Below are 23999 nucleotides of genomic sequence, written 5' to 3' on the forward strand. Positions count from 1 at the left end.
CGGCGGGATGCTCAGCGGGGACCGTTGGTGTTCAGGAACAGCACCGGACCCGCGCCGAAACCGCCGTCGGCATTGCGGGCGAGCAGCGCGGCGAGCGCCTTCGCGGTGTACACCGGCTCGAGGTCGAGTCCCTCGTTGTCGTGGGCGATCGCGGCGGCTTCGGCGGCCGCGGGGATCGGATGGCCGTAGCCGGGGCCGAGCCAGTCCTTGGTGAGCTCGAGATCGTCCGCCGAGATCGCGGGCGCGTCGAATCGGGCGCCGCGCTCGCGCAGCAGGGCGATGGTGCGGTCGGCCAAGCCGAGCAGCGCGGGTGCGTCGAGGCGCAGCGTGTCGTTGACGACGACGCCGAACACGCGGGTGCGCAGCCCCGCCAGCCGCAGGCCGACAACCAGCCCGGCCGCCGTCCCGCCGGAGCCGATCGCGGTGACGACGTGCGAAGGTTCGGGCAGGATGCCCGCGCGGACCTGGGCGGCGATCTCCAATCCCGCCTCGACGTAACCGAGTACGCCGAGCGGCGCGGAGCCGCCTGCGGGCAGGTAGTACGGCGCAGCGCCCGGTCGCCAGTGCTTGGCGTACAGCAGCGGAGCGGTGAGGACGGTCCGCGATTTCGTGTGCGTGCGGTGGATTTCCGCGCCGGAGGCCGCAAGCCGGACCAGCTGTGCCCGCACGTGCTCGTCGACCGGTTGATCGATGAGTGCGAGCACTGTGTGCAGTCCGAGGTCACGCCCGTACAGCGCGGCGGCCAGACCCCAGTTGGTGCCGATGCCGCCCACTGTGAGCAAGGTGCGGCGACCGGTGCGAATCGCCTCGGGTAGCAGCCATTCCAGCTTGCGCACCTTGTTGCCGCCCCAGCCGCCGTCGCCGTAGTCGCTCTCGTCCTTCAGCCAGACCGGAGCGACGCCGGTCGTCAGCCCGGGCAGCGGCCGGACCGGTGTCGGCGCGGCGCCGAGCCGGTGGAAAGGAAGGTTGTCCCCGACCTCGGGAAGGCGCGCGTGCAGCAGCGAGGATGTTGGTCGATTGTCCAGTTTCATGGCGTATTCAGCCTACGACGCGGTGGCCGTCGGTGCGGGTCGAATCGCGCCGCTCGGTCCACTCAGTGACACGCATACGCCGGTAATCGACCGTTTGCCCGTTGACTGAACTACCTTTGACCTGGTGCGACACTGCACGGGTGCGGTCGAGCTGATCACGGCGTTCGTCGCCGCCGTGGTGGGTGGACTTGCGCTCACCACACCGATCTCGCTGGCATTGGTGGCGCACGGGACAGCGACGGTGCAGATGCAGCTGCTGGCGCACAACATGCCGAGGGCGACCGCGATCGGCTTCATCGTCGCCGTGATGGCCGCGGTCTTCACCTACACCGCCGACTCGGCGGTGGTGGCGTGGCTGGTGGCGCTGTTCGGCACGTTCGTGCTACTGACGAATCACATGTTGGGCCGCAGCTTCTCCTCACTGGCCCCGTTGACCACGCTCAACGACATCGATTCGCTGGCGGGCGGGATGCTGCTCGGCGGTTTGATGACGGCGGCGCAGCGGCACATGGTGTACGCGGGCGCGGCCACCCTCGGCGCGCTCACCAGCATCGTCATCGGCGATTTGAGCGTGCCAGGCATCGGTCATCCGGCCGAGCCAGAGGAGCCCGCAGGCTTGGTGACGGACTCGCCGCCGCTGTGGCTGCTCTGGCCGACCGTCGCCCTGGTGCTGATATGCACTCTGCTGCACCGGCACCGGCGCCGCGAATCGGTGATCGCGGTCGAGCTGCCGCTGCGGCCGATCATCGCCGTGTTGCTGACCATGCTCATCACCCTCGGAAGCTCGGAGTGGCTGGTCCGCCGGGGCTCGACGCTGTTCGAGGTGCTGCTCGTCGCCGCCATCACGGTGGTCACGGTGCTGGTCGCGGCGCTGCTGCTGCCCGGCCGCGACGGAGTGATCGTCGTCCTCAGTGCGGCCATCGCGGCGGCCGGTGGCGCGATCCTGATGACCGGTCTGTCGGGGTGGACGGTGCCGTTGCTGATCGGGGCCACGGTGGGCGGCATGATGCTCGGTTTGTACCGCCCGATGCCGATGGCCGGGCTGGCGGCCACCGCGATCCTCAGCGCTTTCGCCACGGCCGCCGCGCGGCCCGAAGGCCTGACGCCCGCGGCAACCATCACCGGCTGTCTGGCGCTGGCGCTGATCACCGGATATTGCTTCGGTACAGCGCAGCCCATCCAGAGCCCGAGCAAGGTGCTCGCCCTCTCGCTGCTGTTCGTGCCCGGCGTGGTCGTCGCGCTCCGTGGCCGCATCTTCGGCGGTGAGCTGGACATCCCGCGCGGCTACGCCAATCCCGACCGGCTGCTCGCCACGGTGCCCGGCCTGACGGCGATCTTGATCACCGGTGGTTGCACGCTCGTGGTGATGCTGCTGTACCGGCTGCGCACCGAGGAGTCCGAGGCGGAGTCCGCCGACGCCGCCCGCCCCGCCGCGCGCTAACGTCGCTGCCATGCGGCTTCACGTGGGATGTGCGATGTGGACGCACGCGGCATGGCAGGAGCGGCAGCTGGGGCCCGCGCAGCGGTTGCGCTGGTACGCCGATCGCTGCACCGCGGTCGAGGGCAACACCACGTTCTACGCGACCCCGGCGCGCCACACCGTCGAATCCTGGGCCGAGCAGACCGCGCCCGACTTCCGTTTCGTGGTGAAGCTGCCCAAGCCGATCACCCATGAGCGCAGACTCGCAGGCGCCGACCGGGAACTGCGTGCCTTCCTCGCGGCGATGGAGCCGCTCGGGCCGCGCCTGCACACGCTCTGGGTGCAGCTGCCCGGCTCGTTCGGCCCGACCGATCTCGGCGCGCTCGCCGCCTTCCTGCGCGAGCTGGCTCCGGCGTACCGGTGCGGCGTCGAGGTCAGGCACCCGGCGTTCTTCGAGGACCATCGCGCGGGCCAGGCGCTGGAGCGCGTGCTCGGCCGCGTCGGCGCGGAGTGGATAACCTTCGACACCACAGTGCTTTTCGACGGCGTCGCGGCGGGCCCCGCGGAGCAGGAGGCACGGTCGAAGAAGCCCCGGGTGCCCCGGCGCACCGCCGCGCTCACCGAACATCCGATCGTGCGATACCACGGTCGCGACGACATCGATCGCACCGTGGCGGGGTGGCGTCCGTGGCTCGACATGGTGACCGCCTGGTTGCGCGAGGGCCGCTCGCCGACGGTATTTCTGCACACCCCGGACAACGCGGGGGCCTTGGACTTGGCCAGACGCTTCCACGACGAGGTTCGCGCCCGGCTCCCGGAACTCGACCCGCTGCCCGAACCGGTGGCGGACGAGCCGATGACGCTGTTCTGAATTCCGCTGCGTCAGCGACTACTTCGCCGCTTCAGGGGATACCGAGCACCGTGGACGCGAAATCCACGAACAGCGGCGCCAATTCGGGCACTCGCGCCGGTCCGTCCGAGACCATCCTGCGGCGGGTCCGCTCGCCGATCGCCTCCGGGATGAGCGCGATCAGCTCGTCCGCCAGCTCCGGCAGGGTGGGATCGGCCGCGCGCGCCTGGTTGTAGAAGACCCGGTAGAGCTCGGCGAAGCGGTCGACGGCGAGGTCGCGGTAGGCCACGGCGGCCTGGTCGACCTTGAACGATTCCACCAGCACGATGAAGGCGAAATCCGGTTCGGCGGCGATCATTTCGCAGTAGGTGTTCACGATCGAGCGGATCTTGATGCGGGCGTCGGCATCTGGAGGGAGCTGGGCCAGTTCCTCCGCGATACGCGTCGCGACGATGTCGATGCCGGTGTGCACGGCCTCGACGAAACACTCCTCCTTGTTGGCGAAATGCTCGTAGAAGGTGCTGCGCGAGACCCTGGCCCGGCCGACGACGTCGGAGAGCGTCGTGGCCGAATAGCCTTTGGCCTGCACGCTTTCCACCATCGCAGCGATGAGCCTGCCCCGCTGCGAGGCGAGGACCGCTTGGCGGGTCGCACGGTGCCGCTCGGCGAATCCGCTTCTCGGCAGCGTCATCGGACGCATGGTCGCCTGCTCTCGGCGCATGTGTGCCTCTCTGTCGAAACGATCGAGATCGGACACGGCCCCGCCGATCGTGTCGCCTCAGCTCCCACCCGGGCGGCGACAGTTCGTGAACCACCTTGTCCGCGACCACCGCCCGTGACCGGCACGCCGTTGCGACGACGCCAACCCCACCGGTGCAGCGAGGGTACCGGAACCGGCACACGGCGTGTGCCGTGTGGTCTTCAGCCCGTCTGCGCCATTCGGCCGTCATTTTCGGCGCATCTGTGCAATCTTGTTATTGCGCAATGGCATTGATACGGAGGGTGCGGCGGAGTCATGGCGTCGAACGCGTTCGATCTCGGCGGCCGCACTGTCGCGCGTCGCGGTGCGCTGCGCCGCGGGCGGGACGCGCCGACGGTGCCGTTGTGGCCAGGCATGATTCCGCCGCAACAGGTCGGGCAGCCGCTACGAGCGCCGAAGCGCCGCAGGCCGCCGCCGCGGCGTGGACGACCGCGAAACCGGCGCCGCCCGTGGCTCTTCGGCGGCGCCACCATCTGCGCGTCGCTCGCGGCGGTGGCGGTGGTGCTGGTGTACGCGGCGGAGGTGACCGAGCCGCGCCAGTCGGCCACGGTCGCCGACCCGGTGCTCGGCGGTGGACCCGGCTGCGAGCCGACCAGATCCGATCAGCTGGTGCGCGGCAACGGCACCGGCTCGCTCGCCAGCGGACCCGACGCGATCCTGGCCTTCCAGCACGCCTACTACGTGACCAAGTCCGGCGCGAAGGCGCGGGCGGTCACCACGCCCGACGCCGCCGTGTCCCGCGTCGACGTCATCGACGCGGGCATCGCCTCGGTCCCCCCTGGCGCGCGGCACTGCGTGCTGGTGCTGCCGCTGCCGGACGGCCGCTTCGACGTCGTGATCACCGAGACCCGCCCGGACGCCGTCGTGCGCACCTACCGGCAGTTCGTGACGGTGACCCCGCGCGGCGACGACGTCCTGATCAGCAAGATCGCCCCGCCGGACCGGTAACTCTCCCTCGGGACTTTCCGCGTCGTTCCCTGTTCTCGCGCGCTCGAGCGCTGATACATTCTCGTATCGAATACACTCCTGTATCGAATACGCTGACGTATCGAACCGCGCATTCGGTATCGAACCGCGCGTCGCCGAGAGGAGTCACCATGGCGTCGTCCCCCGGGGAGACATCGGCGCGTCCGGCCACTCGAAGACGGGTGGCGACCAGGAAACGGCTGCTCACCGCCGCGTACGAGGTCTTCGCCGAGGACGGGTTCGGCCGCGCCACGGTGGAGCGGGTCTGCGAGCGCGCTGGTTTCACCCGTGGCGCGTTCTACTCGAACTTCACCTCGCTCGACGAGCTGTTCCTCGCCATGTGGGAGGAACGCTCGGCGGCGATGCTCGCCGATGTCGGCACTGCTCTCGACGACATCTCGGTCGATGGCGTCGCCGACCTCCGCGACGTGGTGGACCGCCTGCTGCGTGCCGTCCCGCTGGACGATGCGTGGTACCGCATCACGGCGGAGTTCACCAGCCACGCGCTGCGCACACCGGCGCTGCGCCGGGTGATGGCCGCCCGCGAGGACGCGATCGTCGCGGCGCTGATGCCCGCCGTGGTCGGCACGCTCGCCCGGTTCGGGCGCGCCGTGCCCGACCCGGGGGCGCTCGGCCAGGCGATGGTGGCCGTACACGACGGCACCGCGGTGCAGGTGCTGATGGAACCGCGCAGCCGCACCGCCCAGCGGCGGCGCACCGATCTCTTCTGCCACGTCGTGCTGGCCTACAGCACGCCAATCGAAGGATGAACATGACCAATTGCAGTCCCGAATTCGCGCGCGAGGCCGATGTGATCGTGGTCGGCGCGGGCCTGGCCGGCCTGGTCGCCGCCTACGAGCTGGTCAAGGCGGGCCGCAAGGTGCACCTGCTCGACCAGGAGAACCGCAACAACCTCGGCGGGCAGGCCTTCTGGTCACTGGGCGGGCTGTTCTTCGTCGACAGCCCGGAGCAGCGCCGCCTCGGTATCAAGGACTCCTACGAACTGGCGCTGCAGGACTGGCTGGGGTCGGCCGGATTCGACCGCGACGACGAGGACCACTGGGCGCGGCAGTGGGCCGAGGCGTACGTGCGGTTCGCGGCCACCGAGAAGCGGGATTACCTGCACGCCTTGGGTTTGCGGGTGACGCCGCTGGTGGGCTGGGCCGAGCGCGGCGGCGCGCTGGCCGACGGCCACGGCAATTCGGTGCCGCGCTTCCACCTCACCTGGGGCACCGGTCCCGAGGTGGTGCGGGTCTTCCAGGAGCCGGTGCTCGAAGGGGAGCAGCGCGGGCTGGCCGGCTTCAGCTTCCGGCACCGGGTGGACGAGTTGATCGTCGAGGACGGCGCGATGGTCGGCGTGCGCGGCGCGGTCCTGGAGGACACCGACCTGGAGCGGGGTAAGGCATCCTCGCGAACGGAGGTGGGGGAGTTCGAGTTCCGCGCGAAGGCCGTCGTGGTCACCTCCGGCGGTATCGGCCACAACCACGAGATGATCCGGCGCAACTGGCCCACCGAGCGGCTCGGTCCCTGCCCGGAGACGCTCATCTCCGGCGTCCCCGCGCACGTCGACGGTCGCATGCTCGCCATCTCGGAGACCGCGGGCGGCGCGATCGTCAACCGGGATCGCATGTGGCACTACACCGAAGGCATCAACAACTGGGATCCGATCTGGCCGGACCACGCCATCCGGATCATCCCAGGTCCGTCCTCGCTGTGGTTCGACGCCAACGGAAAGCGTTTGCCCGCACCGTGTTTCCCCGGATTCGACACCAACTCCACGATGAAGGAGATCCTGGCCACCGGTTACGACTACTCCTGGTTCGTGCTGACCCAGTCGATCATCGAGAAGGAGTTCGCGCTGTCGGGTTCCGAGCAGAACCCCGACATCACGGGCAAGGATCTCAAGCTCACCCTCAAGAGCCGGGTGGCCAAGGGCGCGCCGGGCCCGGTGGAGGCGTTCAAGCAGCACGGCGTCGATTTCGTCGTCGCCGACACGCTGCGCGAGCTGGTCGACGGCATGAACAAGATCGCGCGCGGACCCCAGCTGGACTACGACGACCTGGAGCGTCAGATCGTCGCGCGCGATCGCGAGATCGGCAACAAGTACGGCAAGGACGCCCAGCTGATGGCGATCACCAACGCCCGCAAGTACTTCGGGGACAAGGCGGGCCGCGTCGCCAAGCCGCACCGCATCCTCGATCCCAAGGCGGGCCCGCTGATCGCGGTGCGGTTGAACATCCTGACCCGCAAGACGCTCGGCGGCTTGCAGACCGACCTCGACTCCCAGGTGATTCGGCCGGACGGCGCCCCGCTGCCCGGCCTCTACGCCGCAGGCGAGGTCGCGGGCTTCGGCGGCGGCGGCGTGCACGGCTACAACGCGCTGGAAGGCACCTTCCTCGGCGGCTGCATCTTCTCCGGTCGCGCCGCTGGCCGGGCGTTGGCGAAGAAGCTCGCCTGACGCCCGGCGGCGACCCGGTCACCGGTGCGGCTCAGCGCACTGGTTCGATCGGGAGCCGCAACGCCGCCGGTGCGCTCGGCGGGACCACCGGGCGGCGCGGCGGGATCGGGTCCATGCGCCGGTAGGGTGCGCCGAGCGCGGGTCGCGGGTCGGCCTCACCCTTGTTGGGCCACAACGAGACCGCGCGCTCGGCCTGCGCGGTGATGGTCAGCGACGGATTGACCCCGAGGTTCGCCGAGATCGTCGAGCCGTCCACGACGTGCAGCCCGGGGTGCCCGTAGAGCCGGTGGTACGGATCGACCACGCCGGTTCGCGGCGAGTCGCCGATCACGCAACCGCCGATGAAGTGCCCGGTCATCGGGATGTTCAGGACACCGGAGGTGGTGCCGAGGGGGAAGCCGTCGATCTTGTCGGCCACCCGCCGCGCCACCTCGTGCCCGGACGGCACCCAAGTCGGGTTGGGTTGGCCCGCACCCTGTTTCGTGGTCATCGTGCGGCGGCCGAACCAGTTTCGCTTGGTGTAGGTCGTGATGGAGTTGTCCACCGACTGCATCACCAGCAGGCCGATGGTCTGCTCCGACCAGTGCCGCGGGGTGTGCGCGCGCAGCACGTCGCGGCGGTTGCGCCACAGCGCGCGCACCCACAGCCCGATGCGCGGGGTGTCGCCGCTGACCATCACGGTCGCCATCAGCGAGAGGGCGTTGCTGCCTTTGCCATAGCGCACCGGTTCGACATGGGTGTCGTCGTCGGGGTGGATCGACGAGGTGATGGCGACGCCCTTGGTGAAATCGCTGTCCCCGCGGCGGCTGCGCGCCCCGAGCAGTTCCTCGGAGTTGGTGCGCGAGAGTTGTCCGAGCATCTCCGAGATCGCGGGCAGCGAGCCGGTGTCGCGCAAGCGATGCAGCAGGCGCTGGGTGCCGAGCGCGGCGGCGGAGAAGACCACCTGCTCGGCCGTGAACTCCCGGCGTCGTCTGCGCACCGTGCGCCCGGTGCGCTGCGTGGTGATCGTGAAGCCGCCGCCTTCGCGGGGACGCACGTCGGTCACCGTGGTGAGGGGATGCACCGTGGCGCCCGCCTTTTCCGCCAGATACAGGTAGTTCTTGACCAGGGTGTTCTTCGCGTTGTGGCGGCAGCCGGTCATGCACTCGCCGCAGTGCGTGCAGGCCCGCCGGTCCGGTCCGGCGCCGCCGAAGTACGGGTCGGGCACGTCCTGTCCCGGCCGGACGCCCGCACCGCCGAAGAAGACGCCGACCGGCGTGCTGCGGTAGGAGTCGGCGACGCCGAGATCCGCGGCGACCTCGCGCAACACCCGGTCAGACTGGGTCGTCGCCGGGTTGGTCGTCACGCCCAGCATGCGCTTGGCCTGGTCGTAGTGCGGCGTCAGTTCCGCGCGCCAATCGGTGATGTGGCCCCACTGGCGATCGGTGAAGAACCGCTCCGGCGGCTCGTAGAGGGTGTTCGCATAGACCAGCGAGCCGCCGCCCACGCCCGCGCCCGCCATCACGAAGGTGTCCTTCAGCAGCGCCAGGCGCTGGATGCCGAAGCAGCCGAATCGTGGCGCCCAGAGATATTTCCTGATGCGCCACGAGGTTTCGGCGAACTCTTCGTCGGTGAAGCGCCGGCCCGCCTCCAGCACGCCGACCCGGTAACCCTTCTCGGTCAGGCGCAGCGCGGTGACGCTGCCGCCGAACCCCGAACCGACGACCACCACGTCGTAGTCGAATGTCATGGACCCGCGCCTTCCTCGTTGCCGCTCACGTTCGTGCACCAACGCTAGGAGCGAGCGGCCCGGTGACAGGACAGACCTGCGGCCAAGAAATCGACATTTCCGGCCATCGGGTGTGCGCCCGCCCGATCGGGCCTAGGTCCGGCGCAGGGCCAGTTCGACGAGGTCGGTCCAGTCGGCGAGCACCTGTTTACGACGAGCGCGGTCGCGGCCGACCATTTCGTCCAGGGTGGCGCCGCGGACGAGGTTGATGGTGAGCCAGAAGGCGGAGTCGAGGCGATCGCGGGAAATGTCGGGGCCGACAAGGGCGGCGCAGCGGTCGAGCAGTTCGACGGTGAGATCGTGTTGGACGCGCAGCATTTCGCGGCGCAGCTCGCGGTCGTTGGCGATCCCGACGTAGAGCTCGACGCAGGCGCGGCCGAGTTTGCCCGCGAAGGTGGCGGTCACCAGCTCGACGAGCACGGCGCCGGCCGCCGTCTCCGCGGGCACGGTGCGCAGGCGGCGGTGCAGCGCCTGGCGCTGGCGCTCGGTGAGATGCCCGATGGTCTGCGCGAACAGCTCTTGGCGGGTGTGGAAGTGGTGCAGCTGGGCGCCGCGGGTGACGCCGGCGCGGGCGGTGATGTCGGCGATGGAGGCGCCGCCGTAGCCCACCTCGGCGAGGCTGTCGATCGCCGCGTCCAGCAGCTGCGCGCGGGTCCGCAGACTCTTCTCCTGGTGCTTGTTCGGCGGCAGCTCGGAAACCATTCGAGCAGTATAACCGGCAAAAAGTACATGCTGCCTTGCATGCAATTGGATGTTGGCCATAATGTGTTGGCAAGCCGACCACACGCCGCGGAGATGATGAGATGCCTGTCGACCGACTGCTGCCCACCGAGGAAGCCCGCGATCTGATCGAGCTCACCAGGGAGATCGCCGACAAGGTGCTGGAGCCGCACGCGGCGGAGTTCGAGAAGCGGCAGCAGTACCCCGAGGAGGCGTTCCGCGCGCTGGGCGCGGCCGGGCTGCTGAGCCTGCCCTACCCGGAGGAGTTCGGCGGCGGCGCGCAGCCCTACGAGGTGTACCTGCAGGTGCTGGAGGAGCTGGCGGCCCGGTGGGCGGCGGTGGCCGTCGCGGTCAGCGTGCACAGCCTCTCGTGTCACCCGCTGTTCGTCTTCGGCACGCCGGAACAGCGGCAGCGCTGGCTGCCCGAGATGTTGTCCGGCAACGTGATCGGCGCCTACAGCCTCTCCGAGGCGCACGCAGGATCCGACGCGGCGGCGCTGCGCTGCAAGGCCACCGCCGTCGAGGGCGGATACCGCGTCGACGGCTCGAAAGCGTGGATCACCAACGGCGGCAGGGCGGACTACTACACCCTGTTCGCCCGCACCGGCGAGGGCTCTCGCGGCGTCTCCTGCTTCCTGGTTCCCGCGGGCACCCAGGGGCTGAGCTTCGGCAAGCCCGAGGAGAAGATGGGTCTGCGCGCGGTGCCCACCACCACCGCCGCCTACGACGGCGCCTTCCTGCCCGCCGAGCGGCTGATCGGCGACGAGGGGCAGGGCCTCTCGATCGCGTTCAGCGCCTTGGATTCCGGACGGCTCGGCATCGCCGCCGTGGCGACCGGCCTCGCTCAGCGCGCCCTGGACGACGCGGTGGCCTATGCCAAGGAACGCGAGGCGTTCGGCCACCGCATCATCGACCACCAGGGCCTCGGCTTCGTCCTGGCCGACATGGCCGCCGCCGTGGACTCCGCCCGCGCGACCTATCTGGACGCCGCCCGCCGCCGCGACGCGGGCCTACCCTATTCGCGGCAGGCCAGCGTCGCGAAACTGGTCGCCACCGACGCCGCCATGAAGGTCACCACCGACGCGGTGCAGGTCTTCGGCGGCTACGGCTACACCCAGGATTTCCCGGTCGAGCGCTACATGCGCGAGGCCAAGATCACCCAGATCTTCGAGGGCACCAACCAGATTCAGCGTTTGGTCATCGCCAGAGACCTGGCCCGCTGATCCTCAGAGGCCGCCGCCACCACCGATCAACCACGGGTTGAAGGCGCACGCCAGCTCCGACTGCGCCGCCGGGTCGAGCGCGCGCAGCGCGATCGAGGTGGAGCGGGGTGAGTACATCATGGTCAGGTGGTCGGAGATGTCCTGCTCGCAGCCCGCCTGGAGGGTGATGTTGTCCACGGTGGCGTCCGGGCCCGCCGTCAGGAAGGTCCAGTCGTAGGGGTTGGAGATCTCGTCCCAGCGCGAGCCGACGGAGGTGTAGGCCACCCCGGGGACGGTGTCGCCCACGGCGTTCAGCGTGGCGTAGAACGACGAGCCGACCGCCTGCTGAATATTCGACAGCCCGACGATGGGCTCGTAGAAGCCGAGGATGTTCACGCCGAGGTTGTTGATCGCCCTGCCCAGCGTGGCGATGCCCATCAGCGAGGTGCCGTGGTGGGTGGCGCCGAAGCTGATCAGCTTGCCGACCTTGCCCTCACCGCCGTCGAACTTCAGGTACCGATTGGCCACCGTGCCGCCCTGCGAGTGCCCGATGATGTCGACCTTGTCCGCGCCGGTCGCGCCGCGCACCTGTTCGACGAATTCGGCGAGCTGGCGCGAGGATTCCTCCATCGGCCCCACGCCGAACCGGCCCGGCAGCACCGCGCCGAGACCGCCGCCTTCCATCAGCCCGGAGCGGCCGAAGTTGAAGGCGAACACGCAATACCCGGCGCGCGCCAGCCGCGGCGACATGTAGGCGAAGGTGTCGTAGGCGTTGAGCCAGGTGCCGTGCAGCAGCACCACCGGGTTCGGGTGTGCGGCGCTCGGCTTGCAGTCCCACCGGTTCGCGCCTGCGGGCGCGGCGTCCGGGTGGGTGAGACCGTAGGCGAACGCGGCGAGCGCCGCGGTCATCTCCGGCCCCTCGCCGATGGCCGCCGAGGAGGTGCTCTTGGCCCAGCCGGAGCCGGAGCCGGTGTCGACGATCGCCTTCGGCTGCCTGCCGTCGGCCGCGGGCAGCAGCCCGGCGTCGATGGCGTCGGCGAGCGCCTGCGCTGTCGACTCGACGCTCCCCTCGACGGCCGGGTTCGCGATCGTCACCCCCGCGCCCGATCCCTGCGCCAGCGCGAGCCCCGCGATCATCGCGGCGCAGGCCATGGCACGCCTGCTTCGTTGCCTCGTTGCAAACATCTTTCGTACTTCCCATCAGCTCGACTGCCGCCCCCCGAGGGAATTACTATGGCGCAGCTCACAATTGGACGTCGTCTGTGACGCGCGCCATCTCGCGACGGCGGTGATGAAAATGTAAGACCGGATGGTCTATCGCGTCACTGCACGCCAGGACGAAGAAAGTCGACGGGCCCTTGTCGCCTGCGACAAAGTTCTTGGCCGTGGCGACGGACGCATTGTCGTCAACCCTGTCGTGGGTAACAATCGGGCCATGGCTGTCGCTTCACCCCCGGTCACCGGGGACCTCCCGCTGGTGTCCCGATTGCTGACCAGGTGGCCGCAGATCGCGGAGCGCATGCTCGCCGCGGGTCTCGGCGCCACGCCGCCCGCGTCGGAATTGCCCGCGGGCCATTTCACCGCCGAGGTGTTGCCGACCATCTACGCCTGCGGCCGCGCCGTGCTCCAGGCCATCGGCGAACGACGCGAGTTCACCAGGGCCGAGGTCGCCGGGTTCGTGGTCCCCGTCGCCGAGCGGCACGCCGAGGACCGCTTCCCGCTGGGTCTCCTGATCGAGGCGATGCACGGCTCGGCGCAGTCGGTGCTCGCCGAGGCCGCCGCGCAGGCCAGGCCCGACGAGAAGGACGAGCTGGTCGTCGTCGGCTCGCGACTGCTCGACCTGCTGATGCACATCAACATCGTCGTCGTCGAGACCTACACCGAGGTCGAGCAGTCCATCTACAACGCCGAGCGCGAGGCGCGCCGCGAACTGTGTACGGCCCTGCTGCGCGGGCTGCCCGCCGACGAACTCGCGGCTCGCGCCGATACGCCGCTGACCGATCGCTACACCGTGCTCGCCATCCACCTGCGCCCGGACGAGCAACCGCATACGGTGGCCGACCTGGTCGCCCGCCGCCGCATCCGCGTCCTGCACCGCACGCTGGACACGCTCAGCAACGGCACCGCGCTGGTCACCTTCGACGGCTCGAGCGGAATCGCCTTGCTGCCCAACCACTCCGAATCCGCCAAAGCGGATGCCGCGCGCCATCGCGGCCTCGCCACCGAGCTCGCCGAGCAGTTCGGCACCCAGGTCTACCTCGCCGAGTGTCGCGGCGTGCCGCGCGCCGATCTCCCCGGCTCCGCGGAGCAGGCCGCCGAGGTGGCGACGCTGGCCAGGCTGCTCAACCGCCCGACCGGCCGCTACCAGCTCGACGATCTGCTCCTCGAGTACCAGCTCACCAGGCCGGGCCCGGCGCGCGACCGGCTGGCCCAGCGCATCGCCCCGCTGCTGCGCAATCCGCACCTGCTGGAGGCGCTGGAGGCCCATCTGGAGTACGGCTCGGACCGCAAGGCCGCCGCCGCGTGCCTGCACGTGCACCCCAACACGTTCAGCTACCGGCTGCGCCGCATCGCCGAGCTCACCGGCATCGACCCCGCCGAACCCACCAACTCGCGGATGCTCGCCGCGGCGCTCACCATCCACCGGCTCTATCCGGCGGTCGATCGCCCCTGAGCGCTCGCGGCGGCCTTCTCGCGGTACATCGCGGTGTCGGCGTCGTGCAGGATCTCGGTGGCGGTGCGCGGATCGCCCGGCGCGATCGTGGTGACCCCGATCGAGGCCCGCATCGCGAGCCGTTGTCCTTGGGCGACAATCGGTTCGGCGACCGAGGCGGCGAGCCGCCGGACGATCGGCCCCGGGCCGATCTCGTGTCCGCAGAGCAGGACGAGGAACTCGTCGCCGCCCAGCCTGCCGACCAGATCGCCGTGTCGCACGGCCCGCCGCAGGCGCTGCGCCACGACCTGCAGGACGACGTCGCCGACCACGTGTCCGTGCCCGTCGTTGATGGCCTTGAACCCGTCGAGATCGACGAACAGCACGGCCGACAGCGTGCCGCCCGCGGGATGGGCGAGGGCGGTGTCGAGGGCGGACAGGATGGTATTCCGGTTGAGCAGCCCGGTCAGCCCGTCGTGGGTGGCCTGATACTGCAGCTCGCGCTGGCTGGCGCGGGTGGCGGTGATGTCGGTGAACGAGCTCACCACCGGCGATGTCCCGTCGGCCGGATCGAGCAGCCTGCAGCTGCCCGTCAGCCAGCGGCGGTGATGATCGGTGCCGTCCACGCCGAAGACGAAGCGGGTGACCGGCTCGCCGGTCGCCATCGTCCGCGCGACCGGATGCCGGATGGCGGGTAGCGGGACGCCCTCGGTGTCGACCATGCGCAGCGGTAGCCTGTCGAACCGGGCGCCGACGAGTTGTCCACCGCGACAACCGAATATGCGCAGCGCGGCCGGGTTGATCGATTCGATCATGCCCTGCCTGCTGATCACGATGACGCCCTCCTCCAGCTGCGAGACGATCGCGCTGAAGTGCTGCTCGGCTCGGCGTTGGGCCTGCTCGGCCGCGTGCTGCGCGCTCAGATCGTGCAGCACCACCTGGTACGCGCGCCTGCCCTGCCAGACGGTGAGCACCGAGACGGTCTGCACCGGTACGCGGCCGCCGTCGGCGTGCAGCAGCGTGAGCACGGCTCGTTCGGACGCGTCGCCGTTGCCGCGCAACCCGTCGATCCTGGCCAGGGTCGAGGCGACGGAATCAGGTGCGATGAAATCGCTGACCGGGCGTCCGACGATCTCGTCCGCGGACCGGGCGCCCACCAGGCGCACGCCGGCCGGGTTGAGATACACGACGACGCCGCGTTCGTGCACGCAAATGGCATCGGGAGAGTGTTCGACCAGCGAACGGTACCGCTCGGCCGCCTGCTCCGGATCGCCCACCATGGTCTTCTTCTCGTCCATGCGAATCCCCGTTCGACGAACGACGCGCGGTCGGTGTCCACATCAATCCACAGTGCTTGGAACCCCGCCGGGTCCGGCGATCGCCCACCCTGCCGATCCGAACGAGGTAACGGTGCTGCCATCCACTAGCCGAGAGCGAGATTATGAGACTAGTTGGTATCGAAGGTCAAGGATACCGCCCGCGGTTAATGAACAGCAATCACCGAGCTCGCGTCGCGGGGCGCCCTGACCAGCGCGCTGCTTAGCCTCGTTAAAGAGGCCGTGCCGTTCACCGGTAAGCTCGCCGCGTCGCAGCATCCCCTTGATCTATCAGTACGACACAGCAGATCGCTTGTGGCGCATGGCTTGGTCGCGCGCGAGTGCGCGCGGCCGCCGGATGCGCTTTGTTCCGAACGCAAGATCGCAACCGTTGGACGATCAGAACCAGGGCATCTACATGACCAATACGACCATCCAGGCTCCGGCGCCGACGCCGGACCTGGCGGCCGAGGCAGGCACGCAGCTGTCGCATCGGCAGATTCTCACCATCCTCTCCGGCCTGCTGCTCGGCATCTTCCTGGCCGCGTTGGACCAGAACATCGTGAGCGTCGCGATCGTGCCGATCGCCAACAGCCTGCACGGATTCGACGAACAGGCCTGGGCGACAACGGCATACCTGATCACCGCGACCATCACCACGCCGCTCTACGGCAAACTCGCCGACATCTACGGCCGTAAACCGTGGTACCTCACCGCGATCGGGCTGTTCGTGGCAGGCTCGGTGGCCTGTACCTTCGCCACCTCGATGTACGAACTCGCCGCGTTCCGCGCGTTCCAGGGTCTCGGCGCGGGCGGCCTGATGTCGCTGGCCTTCACCATCGTCGGCGATATCGTCCCGGCCCGCGAAAGGGTCAGGTACCAAGGCTATTTCATGGTGGTGTTCGGCTCGTCCACCGTGCTGGGGCCGGTGCTCGGCGGACTGTTCTCCGGCTACGACGAGCTCGCGGGCCTGGAAGGCTGGCGCTGGGTGTTCCTGGTGAACGTGCCCATCGGCGTGGTCGCTTTCCTGGTGGTCGCCAAGGTGCTGAATGTGCCGCATCAGCGGCAGCCGCATCGCATCGACTGGTTCGGGGCGCTGACCCTCACGGTGTGCGTCGTCCCGCTGCTGATCGTCGCCGAACAGGGCAGGGAGTGGGGCTGGAGCTCGGATCGAGCGCTGCTCTGCTACGGCGTCGGCGCGGCCGGTCTCGTGCTGTTCGTGCTGGTGGAATTCCTGATGAAGGACGCGGCGCTGATTCCGCTGCGGTTGTTCCGCAACTCCACCTTCAGTGTGTCCATCGTGGGCGGCTTCATCGTCGGCGTCGCGATGTTCGGCGCGATCGTGCTCGTGCCGCTGTATTTCCAAGTGGTGCGCGGATATTCGCCGACCAAGGCGGGCTTGCTGATGCTGCCGCTGGTGGTCGGGATCATGGTCGGCTCGCAGATCGCCGGGATCATCACCAAGCTCACCGGCAAGTACAAGATCCTGCCGGTGGCGGGCTGCTTCCTGATCGCGCTCGGCGCGGTGCTGCACGGCGGGGTGCGCTACGACAGCCCGCTGTGGGAGCCGCTGCTGTACGGCGGTGTGATCGGCTGCGGGCTCGGCGCCTGCATGCAGACGTTGATCATCGCCGCGCAGAACGCGGGTCCGCGCACCGACATGGGCGTCTCGACCGCCGCGGCCACCTTCTTCCGGCAGATGGGCGGCACCCTCGGCGTCGCGATCTTCCTGACCATCCTGTTCAACCTGCTACCCGGCCGCATTGTCGACGCCTTCGGCGGGCGGCTGCCGGACGGTTTCGACGCCGCCAGGCTCGGCGAGTTGCAGAGCAACACCGGCGAGCTCGCCGCCATGCCCGCGGATCTGCGCGTGCCGATCCTGGTCGGTTTCACCGACTCCATGCAGGGCGTGTTCTACGTCGCCGCCGCGGTGGCCGTGCTCGCGGGCGTCGTGCTGATGTTCATGAAAGAGATTCCGCTGCAAGACGATCCGATCGTGCCGCCGGATGGCCCCGACGGCGCGAAGGGCTCGTCGAGCTGGGAGGAGGCGCAGGTGTGGGCTGGCGCCGCCGAGGTCTTCTCCGAACCGGAACCGGTGCTCGCCGCCGCGGCCGAGTCCCGCTCGTTGTTCGGCCGCATCCAGCACGAGGACGGGCACCCGGTGCCGGACGCGGCGCTGACGTTGATCGACAAGGGCGGGCGTCAGATCGCCAGGGCGGTGGGCGACACGAACGGCTCCTACGCCATCGACGTGCCGGACGCGAGCACCTACGTGCTGATCGCGGCCGCGGCCGGACATCAGCCGACCGCGGTCAGCATCGTGGCCGGTTCGTGGCCACAGGAACTCGACGTGAAGCTGAGTGGCTCCGGTGCGCTCTCCGGGACGGTCAGATCCGCGGGCAGCGGAAATCCGCTCGGCGGCGCGACCGTCACGCTGACCGATCGGCAGGGCGAGGTCGTCGGGGCCACCGTCACCGCGGACGACGGCGCCTACGTCTGCCACGGGGTGGTCTCGGGCACCTACACGATGGTCGCGCTCGCCGAGCACATGCGCCCGCACGCGACCACGCTCACCGTGCCGGACAGCGGCCTGCTGCGCCACGACATCGACATGGAGCCGAACGCGGTGCTGGCCGGGTCGGCGCTGGCCGACGGCAGGGCGGTGCCGGACGCGCAGATCATGCTGCTGGACTTGGCGGGCGATCTCACGGCGACGGTGCGCACCGACGCCAACGGCCGCTACGTCGTGCAGGACCTTGCCGAGGGCCAGTACACCGTGGTCGCGCGCGGATATCCGCCGGTGACGAGCCGGGTGACGGTGTCGGGCGGCGAGGCCGTGCACGACGTGCGGCTCGGCTACGGCCGCGACGGTGAGGACTGAGCGCGGCCGGTCAGTTCGCCGGTTCGGATCGCCGCGCCGGATCGCCGCCGCGGCTCACCTCGTAGCCGAGCAGGAGTTCGGCCTCTTCGATGCCGCCCTGGAGGTCGCCGACGGCGTTCATCTTCGACAGATCGAGGCCGATGGTGACCAGGGTCAGCGCGATCTCCGAGGACAGGCCGGTGATGATCACGCTGGCGCCCATCAGGCCGGAGGCGTCGACGGTTTGGACGAGGTGGTTGGCGACGGTGGAGTCGATGGTCGGTACGCCGGTGATGTCGATGACGACGACCTTGGCGCGGTTGTGGCGGATGGCGCGGAGCAGCTGTTCGGTGAGCTGGCGGGCGCGCTGGCTGTCGAGCACGCCGATGATGGGCAGGATCAGCAGCTGTTCGCGGACCTGGAGCACGGGGGTGGACAGCTCGCGGATGGCTTCCTGCTGCTGGCGGATGACGCGTTCGCGTTCCTGCACGAACGAGATAGCCACGGTGCTCGCGATGCGGTTGGCCGCGGGCTCGTAGGCGTCGAGCACCCGGTTCAGCAGGTCGAAATCGGACTGGTACTTCTCGAACAGCGAGCGGGCCAGCACATCTCGCAGCAGGAGCACGATGCCGAGCACCTCGTCGGTCTCCACCCCTCGGGGGAAGATGCGCTCGGACAGGTCGCGCGCGTAGGCCTGCAGCGCCTCGACGCTACCGGTCTCCAGCACCGCCACGTAGTTGTCGTAGACCGCGGTGACCTCGGAGAACATCTCCTCGGCTGTCATCGCGGTGAGCAGCTGCGCCTCGGTGATGAGCCGCGCCCACTCCTCGCGCAGGGCGGTCCGGTTCTGCCTGAGGTGTCGCACCAGTTCCGATAACAGACCGGCCCCGCCGCCGTTCACGCCGATTTCGGTCGCGACGGGGTCGAACACATCGGACACGTGGCCCTCCATCGATTTCGCACCGAGGGGCATCAGCGGTACTCGGGAATCGTATACCCGAGCGCGTTTCGGGCGCGGGGGTTTCACCGGTGCCGCGCCATCCTCCGGACGACATGTCAAGCCCGCGTCGCGGCCAGCTCCACGACGGTGATGTCGGAGGGCGCGCCGACCCGGACGGGCGGGCCCGCCGCACCGGCCCCGCGCGTCACGTACAGCTGTGTGTCGCCGTAGCGCTCCAGTCCGGCGAGCGTCGGATTCGCCAGCGCCGCAATGAAATTCCCCGGCCAGAGCTGGCCGCCGTGGGTGTGTCCCGACAGTTGCAGGTCGACGCCGTGCGCCACGGCGTCGTGAATCTGCACGGGCTGGTGCGCCAGCAGGACAGCGGTGCGCGCACGGTCGCGATCGCCGAGCGCCTTGGCGAAATCCGGTCCGTGCCCGGTGTGTTCGCCCTCCACGTCGTTGACGCCCGCGAGATCGAAACCGGGCAGCTCGGTCCGATCGTTGGCGAGCAGGCGCAGCCCGAGATCCTGCACGTGCTCGACCCATTCCTCCGCGCCGGAGAAGTACTCGTGGTTGCCGGTGACGAAGTACGCGCCGTGCCTGGCGCGCAGCCTGCTCAGCGGTTCCACGGCGGGGCGCAGGTCCTCGACGCTGCCGTCCACCAGATCGCCGACCACCGCGATCAGATCGGGCTGGGTGTCGTTGATCGTGCGGACAACTCGCTCGGCGAATCCCCTGCCGAGAATCGGGCCCAGGTGCACGTCGCTGACGACGGTGATCCGGAATCCGTGCGCCGAACGGGGAAGCTTGGCCAGCGGCACGGTCAGTCGTTTGACCTGCGGCCCGTTCAGCACGCCGTACGTGCCGACGCCGACGGTGGTCGCCGCGGTGAGCGCGGCGGTCCCGGCCACCGCGCGGGACACGAAGATCCGCCGCGAGATCGGCTTCGGCGTGGCGGTAACCGCCTGCGCCGCTTCGGTATCGCCACTCGTACCGGTGTGCTTCCGAGCGCTCGCAGCGTCGGCGGGATCTCGGACTTGCTGCGCCGGAGCTGCCGACGCGGATGTCCGGCCTCGATCTGTTGGTGTGCCTGCTATGTCGGTGGATGCCGCGTGGCTGGTGGCCGGAGTGGCTACGTCGGTGGATGCCGCGTGGCTGGTGGCTGGTGTGGTTGCCGCCGCGGTGGATGCCGCGTGGCTGGTGGCCGGTGCTCCCTCGGTGGATGCTGCGCGGCTCTTATCCGGAGTGGTCGGCATCTCTGCCGGTCCTACGCCGGGTTCGGCCGAAGCGCTTGTCGCGTAGGCGGATTCGTCCCGCCGTGTCGAAGTGCTTGTGCCCTCGGCGGATTTGCGCGCGAACCAGCGCAGCAGCAACGGCCGCATTGCCTCGCCGACCAGCAGCGCGAGCAACAGATACACCATCAGCGCGCCCCACAGATAACCCGGCCACGCGATGGCCCGCACCAACGGGAACGGCAGTCCGGCCGAGTCGCCGACGGACGCGCCGATCAGCAGCAGCGGACCCGCCACCAGCACCGCGGTCCCGATCCGCCGCGCCATCGTTCGCGGCGCGGTGGTGTCCCGCACCAAGCGCCGCCACAAGTACAAATGCAGCCCGGCGAACACCGCGAGCACCCCGACACCGACCAGTACCATCACAACGACCACCGCGCAGCCCTCTCCCGTACCGACCGTCCCGACCTTACGCGGGACCGCCGTGCGGAGCTCGCGACGATGTCGGACACCCTCGGTAGCCTCGAAGCATGTGCCGAAACATCACTGCCCTGCGCGGGCTGGAGCCCGCGGCGACACCGGAGGAGATCCAGGCGGCGGCGCTGCAGTACGTGCGCAAGGTCGCAGGTCTGTCCAGCGTCTCCGCGGCGACGCGTCCGGTGGTGGAGTCCGCGGTGGCCGACATCGCCGCGGTGACGACCCGCCTGCTCGCCGAGCTGCCGGACCGCAAGGTGCCGCCGAAGTCGGTGCCGCCGCTGCGCCGCCCCGAGGTACAGGCCAGGATCGCCGCGCGGAGCTGATCCGCCGCCGAAAAATCGGATGCGCCCGCGGACGCGTTTGGCTTACTGTCGCGCCCATGCGAATCGTGAGCGGCAAGCAGATCCGCGAGGTGGACGTCGGTTAAGCCCGAGAGCTGATCGGCCGCCATCCGGCGGTCCAGATCGACCTCGGTACGGGCGACGGACGCGCGGTGCTCGCCGCGGCGGCCGCCGTCCCGGAGCGGCTGGTGATCGGCGTGGACGCCCATGCGGCGGGCATGTCCGGGGCCTCCCGCAAGGCAGTGCGCGGCAAGCTCACGAACACGCTGTTCGTGGTGGCGGCCGCCGAGCGGCTGCCGCGGGAACTGGACGGCGTCGCCGACATCGTCACGGTGTATTTCCCCTGGGGTTCGCTGCTGCGCGGCGTAATCACCGCGGATCCGGTGATCGTCGCCGGGCTCGCGCGGGTGATGAAGCCGGGCGCGGCGCTGTCGATCCTCGTCTCGGTGACCGAGCACGACCGAGGTTCCGGCCTGCCGCCGATCGACGAGCACGCTCTGCACGGTCTCGCCGAACCTTGTGCGGCACAAGGTCTCACGATCACCGGAGTGACGCCCGCGACGGCCGCCGACATCGCGGCCACCGGTTCCTCGTGGGGCAAACGCCTCGGCGCGGGATCGCAGCGCAGCGCCTGGCGGATCACCGCGTACCGCTCGGACGGTCCAGGCGATCCGGAACCCGCCACCGAGCATCGGGCGGTGCCCGCGTGAGGGCGGTCCGGAAGGCCGATGTGGCGTGGATCACCCGTCCCGGATGTCACGACGGCGAGGACGGGATCCGTCTCGAGTCTGTCAGCGAAAGATCGACAGCGAAGGACGCGACGATGACCGAGATCCTGATCCTTGGCGCGGGCTACACCGGCATGACGGCGGCGATGAGCCTGGCCGCCCGCACCCGCAAGCGTGACGACGTGCGCATCACCCTGGTCAACCCGCAGCGGCGGTTCACCGAGCGATTGCGCCTGCACCAGACCGCGGCAGGCGAAGAACTGACCGATCTCCGGATTCCCGACATGATCGAGGGCATGGGCATCGACTTCGTGCAAGGCCGGGTGACGGCGATCGACGCCGCCGCGCGGACGGTGCTGGTCGACGGCGCCCGGACGCTGGGCTACGACACCCTGGTCTATGCCCTGGGCAGCGTCGCGGACACCGAGTCGGTCCCCGGCGTGGCCGACCACGCGCACACCCTCTACAACCTCGCCGAGGCGCAGCGGCTCTCCTGGCGGCTGCGGGGCCTCGACGCAGGCGCCCGGGTGGTGGTCTGCGGCACCGGGCTCACCGGCGTGGAATCCGCCGCCGAGATCGCCGACCAGCACCCCGGCCTGCGCGTCACCCTGCTCGGCCGGACGGAGCCGGGCGCGGCGCTGAGCGACAAGGCGGGGACGTATCTGCGCGACGGGCTGGCGCGGCTGGGCGTCACCGTGCGCGCGGGTGTGGAGGTCGCGAAAGTCGGGCCCGACACCGTCGAGTTCGTCGGCGGCGACCACCTGCCCGCCGACGTGGTGCTGTGGACGGCGGGCGTGCGGGTCTCGCCGCTGGCGGAGCAGGCCGGGCTGACGGTCGACGACCACGGCCGGATCGTCACCGACACCGTGCTGCGCTCGGTCTCGCACCCGAACGTCTACGCCGTCGGCGACGCGGCCGCGGTGCGGCAGAACTACGGCGTCATCCACGGCACCTGCCAGAGCGGCATGCCGACCGGAGCGCACGCGGCGCTGGCCATCGCCCTCGAGCTGAAGGGCAAGCGGCCCAAGCCTTTCCGGTTCGGGTACTTCCATTTCCCGATCAGCCTCGGCCGCGGCGACGCGGTGGTGCAGTTCACCAGGCCCGACGACAGCCCGAACCGGTTCGTGCTCACCGGCAAGCGCGCGGTGGCCTACAAGGAGGCCGTCAACGCCGCGCCGTGGGATGTGTTCGCCCGGGTCAAGAAGTACGGCGCGCTGGCTTCGGCCGTGTGGCGCAAGGGCGGTCGCAGCACACGAATCGAGGCGGCATGACCGACCGGGATCAGGAAATCTTCGCCGAGTACCGGAATCTGTTGTTCGCGGTCGCCTATCGGATACTCGGGACCGCCGCCGACGCCGAGGACATCGTGCAGGACGCGTGGTTCAAATGGTCGGCGGCGGACCGGTCCTCGGTCGCGGATGCCAAAGCGTATCTGGCCAGAATCGTGTCGAATCTGGCGATGGATCGGCTGCGGTCGGTGCGGCACAAGCGGGAAACCTATGTGGGCCCGTGGCTTCCGGAGCCGATTCTCACCACCGGCGACACCGCCGACGCGGTGGCGGGCGCCGATTCGGTGTCGCTGGCCATGCTGGTCGTGCTGGAGACGCTGAGCCCGTTGGAGCGCTCGGTGTTCGTGCTGAAGGAGGTGTTCGACTTCAGCTACGCCGAAATCGCCTCGGCGGTGGAACGTTCGGAGCCCGCGGTGCGGCAGGCGGCGCTGCGCGCGCGCAAGCACGTGCACGCCCGCAGGCCGCGTTTCGAGGAGGACAGCGCCACCAAACAGCAGGCCACCGAACGATTCCTGAGCGCGGCCACCGGCGGCGACATCAACGCGCTGATGGAGTTGCTCGCCCCGGATGTCACGCTGTGGACCGACGGAGGAGGCAAGGTGCGCCAGGCGCTGCGCCCGATCGTCGGTGCGGGCACGGTGGCGGCCTGGTTCGCCGGGCTGGCCCGCCCGCGGACCTACGAGGGCGTCGAGGTCTCCGAGATGACCATCAGTGTGCTGCCGATCAACGGCGGGCCGGGCATCGTGTTCACCGGAGCCGACCGGGTGATCGCGGTGATCACCCTCGATCTGGACGCGCACGGCCGGATCGTCGCGGTGCACAACATCGCGAACCCGGACAAGCTGGGTGCCATCGCGGGCGGCACCGCGCACGACGTCGGTCCGCACCGCTGATGCGGCACGGACGTCACGTCGCCGCGCCGACGGTCCTGCCGAGGCCGGATCGGGCGCGGCAGTGTCGAATACCGTTGTGCCGCAGTAGAGGCCAG

20 protein-coding genes are annotated in these 23999 nt (G+C 69.7%); 12 read left to right on the forward strand and 8 right to left on the reverse strand.

Features of this window, described 5'->3' with window-relative positions; all coding sequences use genetic code 11:
• Positions 1-11 precede the first annotated feature (11 nt).
• The gene (locus tag ACRWNM_RS00590) at positions 12-1031 is read right to left on the reverse strand and encodes a 1-aminocyclopropane-1-carboxylate deaminase/D-cysteine desulfhydrase (protein WP_431962310.1); all 1020 of its coding nucleotides are present in this window, start codon (positions 1029-1031) and stop codon (positions 12-14) included.
• 124 nt (positions 1032-1155) lie between these two features.
• Between ACRWNM_RS00590 and ACRWNM_RS00595 the strand changes: the two genes are divergently transcribed.
• Together ACRWNM_RS00595 and ACRWNM_RS00600 are read left to right on the forward strand one after the other, a co-directional pair.
• Positions 1156-2472, forward strand: a complete 1317-nt coding sequence (locus ACRWNM_RS00595) for a hypothetical protein (protein WP_431962312.1) — start codon at positions 1156-1158, stop codon at positions 2470-2472.
• Positions 2473-2482: 10 nt separating this feature from the next.
• Entirely contained in the window at positions 2483-3322 is an 840-nt protein-coding gene (locus tag ACRWNM_RS00600) for a DUF72 domain-containing protein (RefSeq protein WP_431962314.1), read from the forward strand.
• A 31-nt stretch (positions 3323-3353) separates the two neighbouring features.
• Here the strand turns inward: ACRWNM_RS00600 and ACRWNM_RS00605 are convergent, their stop codons facing one another.
• Positions 3354-3992 carry a TetR/AcrR family transcriptional regulator gene (locus ACRWNM_RS00605; protein WP_431962316.1) on the reverse strand — a complete coding sequence of 213 codons (639 nt, stop codon included), beginning with the start codon at positions 3990-3992 and terminating at the stop codon, positions 3354-3356.
• Between the two features lie 324 nt (positions 3993-4316).
• On the opposite strand from ACRWNM_RS00605, the gene ACRWNM_RS00610 reads away from it, so the two are divergent.
• From ACRWNM_RS00610 to ACRWNM_RS00620, 3 genes are all read left to right on the forward strand, one after another.
• A complete protein-coding gene (locus ACRWNM_RS00610; protein ID WP_431962318.1) occupies positions 4317-5009 on the forward strand; it encodes a hypothetical protein in 693 nt (230 codons plus the stop codon).
• 149 nt (positions 5010-5158) lie between these two features.
• Positions 5159-5797 carry a TetR/AcrR family transcriptional regulator gene (locus ACRWNM_RS00615; protein ID WP_431962320.1) on the forward strand — a complete coding sequence of 213 codons (639 nt, stop codon included), beginning with the start codon at positions 5159-5161 and terminating at the stop codon, positions 5795-5797.
• Positions 5798-5799: 2 nt separating this feature from the next.
• Positions 5800-7485: an FAD-binding dehydrogenase gene (locus ACRWNM_RS00620; RefSeq protein ID WP_431962322.1), complete on the forward strand. Its 1686-nt coding sequence runs from the start codon at positions 5800-5802 to the stop codon at positions 7483-7485.
• Positions 7486-7516: 31 nt separating this feature from the next.
• On the opposite strand, the gene ACRWNM_RS00625 is transcribed toward ACRWNM_RS00620, so the two are convergent.
• Positions 7517-9214 (reverse strand): GMC oxidoreductase, encoded by a 1698-nt coding sequence (locus tag ACRWNM_RS00625; protein ID WP_431962324.1) that lies wholly within the window; start codon positions 9212-9214, stop codon positions 7517-7519.
• 132 nt (positions 9215-9346) lie between these two features.
• The gene (locus tag ACRWNM_RS00630; protein ID WP_431962326.1) at positions 9347-9955 is read right to left on the reverse strand and encodes a TetR/AcrR family transcriptional regulator; all 609 of its coding nucleotides are present in this window, start codon (positions 9953-9955) and stop codon (positions 9347-9349) included.
• Positions 9956-10056: 101 nt separating this feature from the next.
• On the opposite strand from ACRWNM_RS00630, the gene ACRWNM_RS00635 reads away from it, so the two are divergent.
• Positions 10057-11196 (forward strand): acyl-CoA dehydrogenase family protein, encoded by a 1140-nt coding sequence (locus tag ACRWNM_RS00635; protein ID WP_431962328.1) that lies wholly within the window; start codon positions 10057-10059, stop codon positions 11194-11196.
• A gap of 3 nt (positions 11197-11199) precedes the next feature.
• Here ACRWNM_RS00635 and ACRWNM_RS00640 read toward each other — a convergent pair whose 3' ends face one another.
• Positions 11200-12327: an esterase/lipase family protein gene (locus ACRWNM_RS00640; RefSeq protein ID WP_431962330.1), complete on the reverse strand. Its 1128-nt coding sequence runs from the start codon at positions 12325-12327 to the stop codon at positions 11200-11202.
• Between the two features lie 283 nt (positions 12328-12610).
• Here ACRWNM_RS00640 and ACRWNM_RS00645 point away from each other — a divergent pair, with 283 nt between their 5' ends.
• Positions 12611-13849 (forward strand): PucR family transcriptional regulator, encoded by a 1239-nt coding sequence (locus ACRWNM_RS00645; RefSeq protein WP_431962332.1) that lies wholly within the window; start codon positions 12611-12613, stop codon positions 13847-13849.
• Here ACRWNM_RS00645 and ACRWNM_RS00650 read toward each other — a convergent pair.
• Entirely contained in the window at positions 13825-15126 is a 1302-nt protein-coding gene (locus ACRWNM_RS00650) for a diguanylate cyclase domain-containing protein (RefSeq protein WP_431962334.1), read from the reverse strand. The genes ACRWNM_RS00645 and ACRWNM_RS00650 overlap by 25 nt on opposite strands.
• A 436-nt stretch (positions 15127-15562) precedes the next feature.
• Here ACRWNM_RS00650 and ACRWNM_RS00655 point away from each other — a divergent pair, with 436 nt between their 5' ends.
• Entirely contained in the window at positions 15563-18025 is a 2463-nt protein-coding gene (locus tag ACRWNM_RS00655) for an MFS transporter (RefSeq protein WP_431963540.1), read from the forward strand.
• A 10-nt stretch (positions 18026-18035) separates the two neighbouring features.
• Here ACRWNM_RS00655 and ACRWNM_RS00660 read toward each other — a convergent pair whose 3' ends face one another.
• Positions 18036-18956: an STAS domain-containing protein gene (locus tag ACRWNM_RS00660; protein WP_431963542.1), complete on the reverse strand. Its 921-nt coding sequence runs from the start codon at positions 18954-18956 to the stop codon at positions 18036-18038.
• A gap of 104 nt (positions 18957-19060) precedes the next feature.
• Complete coding sequence (locus ACRWNM_RS00665; protein WP_431962336.1) at positions 19061-20611, reverse strand: metallophosphoesterase; 1551 nt, start codon at positions 20609-20611, stop codon at positions 19061-19063.
• 95 nt (positions 20612-20706) lie between these two features.
• On the opposite strand from ACRWNM_RS00665, the gene ACRWNM_RS00670 reads away from it, so the two are divergent.
• The 4 genes from ACRWNM_RS00670 to ACRWNM_RS00685 all read left to right on the forward strand — a co-directional run bounded on the left by ACRWNM_RS00670 (position 20707) and on the right by ACRWNM_RS00685 (position 23904).
• Positions 20707-20976 carry a DUF2277 domain-containing protein gene (locus tag ACRWNM_RS00670; RefSeq protein ID WP_431962338.1) on the forward strand — a complete coding sequence of 90 codons (270 nt, stop codon included), beginning with the start codon at positions 20707-20709 and terminating at the stop codon, positions 20974-20976.
• Between the two features lie 116 nt (positions 20977-21092).
• On the forward strand, positions 21093-21704 hold the full coding sequence (locus tag ACRWNM_RS00675; protein ID WP_431963544.1) for a methyltransferase domain-containing protein: 612 nt from the start codon (positions 21093-21095) through the stop codon (positions 21702-21704).
• A gap of 113 nt (positions 21705-21817) precedes the next feature.
• The gene (locus ACRWNM_RS00680) at positions 21818-22993 is read left to right on the forward strand and encodes an NAD(P)/FAD-dependent oxidoreductase (RefSeq protein WP_431962340.1); all 1176 of its coding nucleotides are present in this window, start codon (positions 21818-21820) and stop codon (positions 22991-22993) included.
• A complete protein-coding gene (locus tag ACRWNM_RS00685) occupies positions 22990-23904 on the forward strand; it encodes an RNA polymerase sigma-70 factor (protein ID WP_431962342.1) in 915 nt (304 codons plus the stop codon). Before ACRWNM_RS00680 ends, ACRWNM_RS00685 begins: the two co-directional genes overlap by 4 nt.
• The last annotated feature ends 95 nt before the right edge of the window (positions 23905-23999 follow it).

Source organism: Nocardia sp. bgisy134 (genome assembly GCF_965341865.1).
Lineage (GTDB): Bacteria > Actinomycetota > Actinomycetes > Mycobacteriales > Mycobacteriaceae > Nocardia.

What these genes read in the sequence shown, in the direction of transcription:
- ACRWNM_RS00610 (WP_431962318.1), top strand. Translation starts at nt 4,317, where the DNA reads ATGGCGTCGAACGCGTTCGATCTCGGCGGCCGCACTGTCGCGCGTCGC.
- ACRWNM_RS00635 (WP_431962328.1), top strand. Translation starts at nt 10,057, where the DNA reads ATGCCTGTCGACCGACTGCTGCCCACCGAGGAAGCCCGCGATCTGATC.
- ACRWNM_RS00605 (WP_431962316.1), bottom strand. Translation starts at nt 3,992, where the DNA reads ATGACGCTGCCGAGAAGCGGATTCGCCGAGCGGCACCGTGCGACCCGC.
- ACRWNM_RS00660 (WP_431963542.1), bottom strand. Translation starts at nt 18,956, where the DNA reads ATGGAGGGCCACGTGTCCGATGTGTTCGACCCCGTCGCGACCGAAATC.
- ACRWNM_RS00655 (WP_431963540.1), top strand. Translation starts at nt 15,563, where the DNA reads ATGACCAATACGACCATCCAGGCTCCGGCGCCGACGCCGGACCTGGCG.
- ACRWNM_RS00640 (WP_431962330.1), bottom strand. Translation starts at nt 12,327, where the DNA reads ATGGCCTGCGCCGCGATGATCGCGGGGCTCGCGCTGGCGCAGGGATCG.
- ACRWNM_RS00625 (WP_431962324.1), bottom strand. Translation starts at nt 9,214, where the DNA reads ATGACATTCGACTACGACGTGGTGGTCGTCGGTTCGGGGTTCGGCGGC.
- ACRWNM_RS00650 (WP_431962334.1), bottom strand. Translation starts at nt 15,126, where the DNA reads ATGGACGAGAAGAAGACCATGGTGGGCGATCCGGAGCAGGCGGCCGAG.
- ACRWNM_RS00630 (WP_431962326.1), bottom strand. Translation starts at nt 9,955, where the DNA reads ATGGTTTCCGAGCTGCCGCCGAACAAGCACCAGGAGAAGAGTCTGCGG.
- ACRWNM_RS00620 (WP_431962322.1), top strand. Translation starts at nt 5,800, where the DNA reads ATGACCAATTGCAGTCCCGAATTCGCGCGCGAGGCCGATGTGATCGTG.
- ACRWNM_RS00680 (WP_431962340.1), top strand. Translation starts at nt 21,818, where the DNA reads ATGACCGAGATCCTGATCCTTGGCGCGGGCTACACCGGCATGACGGCG.
- ACRWNM_RS00670 (WP_431962338.1), top strand. Translation starts at nt 20,707, where the DNA reads ATGTGCCGAAACATCACTGCCCTGCGCGGGCTGGAGCCCGCGGCGACA.
- ACRWNM_RS00615 (WP_431962320.1), top strand. Translation starts at nt 5,159, where the DNA reads ATGGCGTCGTCCCCCGGGGAGACATCGGCGCGTCCGGCCACTCGAAGA.
- ACRWNM_RS00600 (WP_431962314.1), top strand. Translation starts at nt 2,483, where the DNA reads ATGCGGCTTCACGTGGGATGTGCGATGTGGACGCACGCGGCATGGCAG.
- ACRWNM_RS00645 (WP_431962332.1), top strand. Translation starts at nt 12,611, where the DNA reads ATGGCTGTCGCTTCACCCCCGGTCACCGGGGACCTCCCGCTGGTGTCC.
- ACRWNM_RS00685 (WP_431962342.1), top strand. Translation starts at nt 22,990, where the DNA reads ATGACCGACCGGGATCAGGAAATCTTCGCCGAGTACCGGAATCTGTTG.
- ACRWNM_RS00590 (WP_431962310.1), bottom strand. Translation starts at nt 1,031, where the DNA reads ATGAAACTGGACAATCGACCAACATCCTCGCTGCTGCACGCGCGCCTT.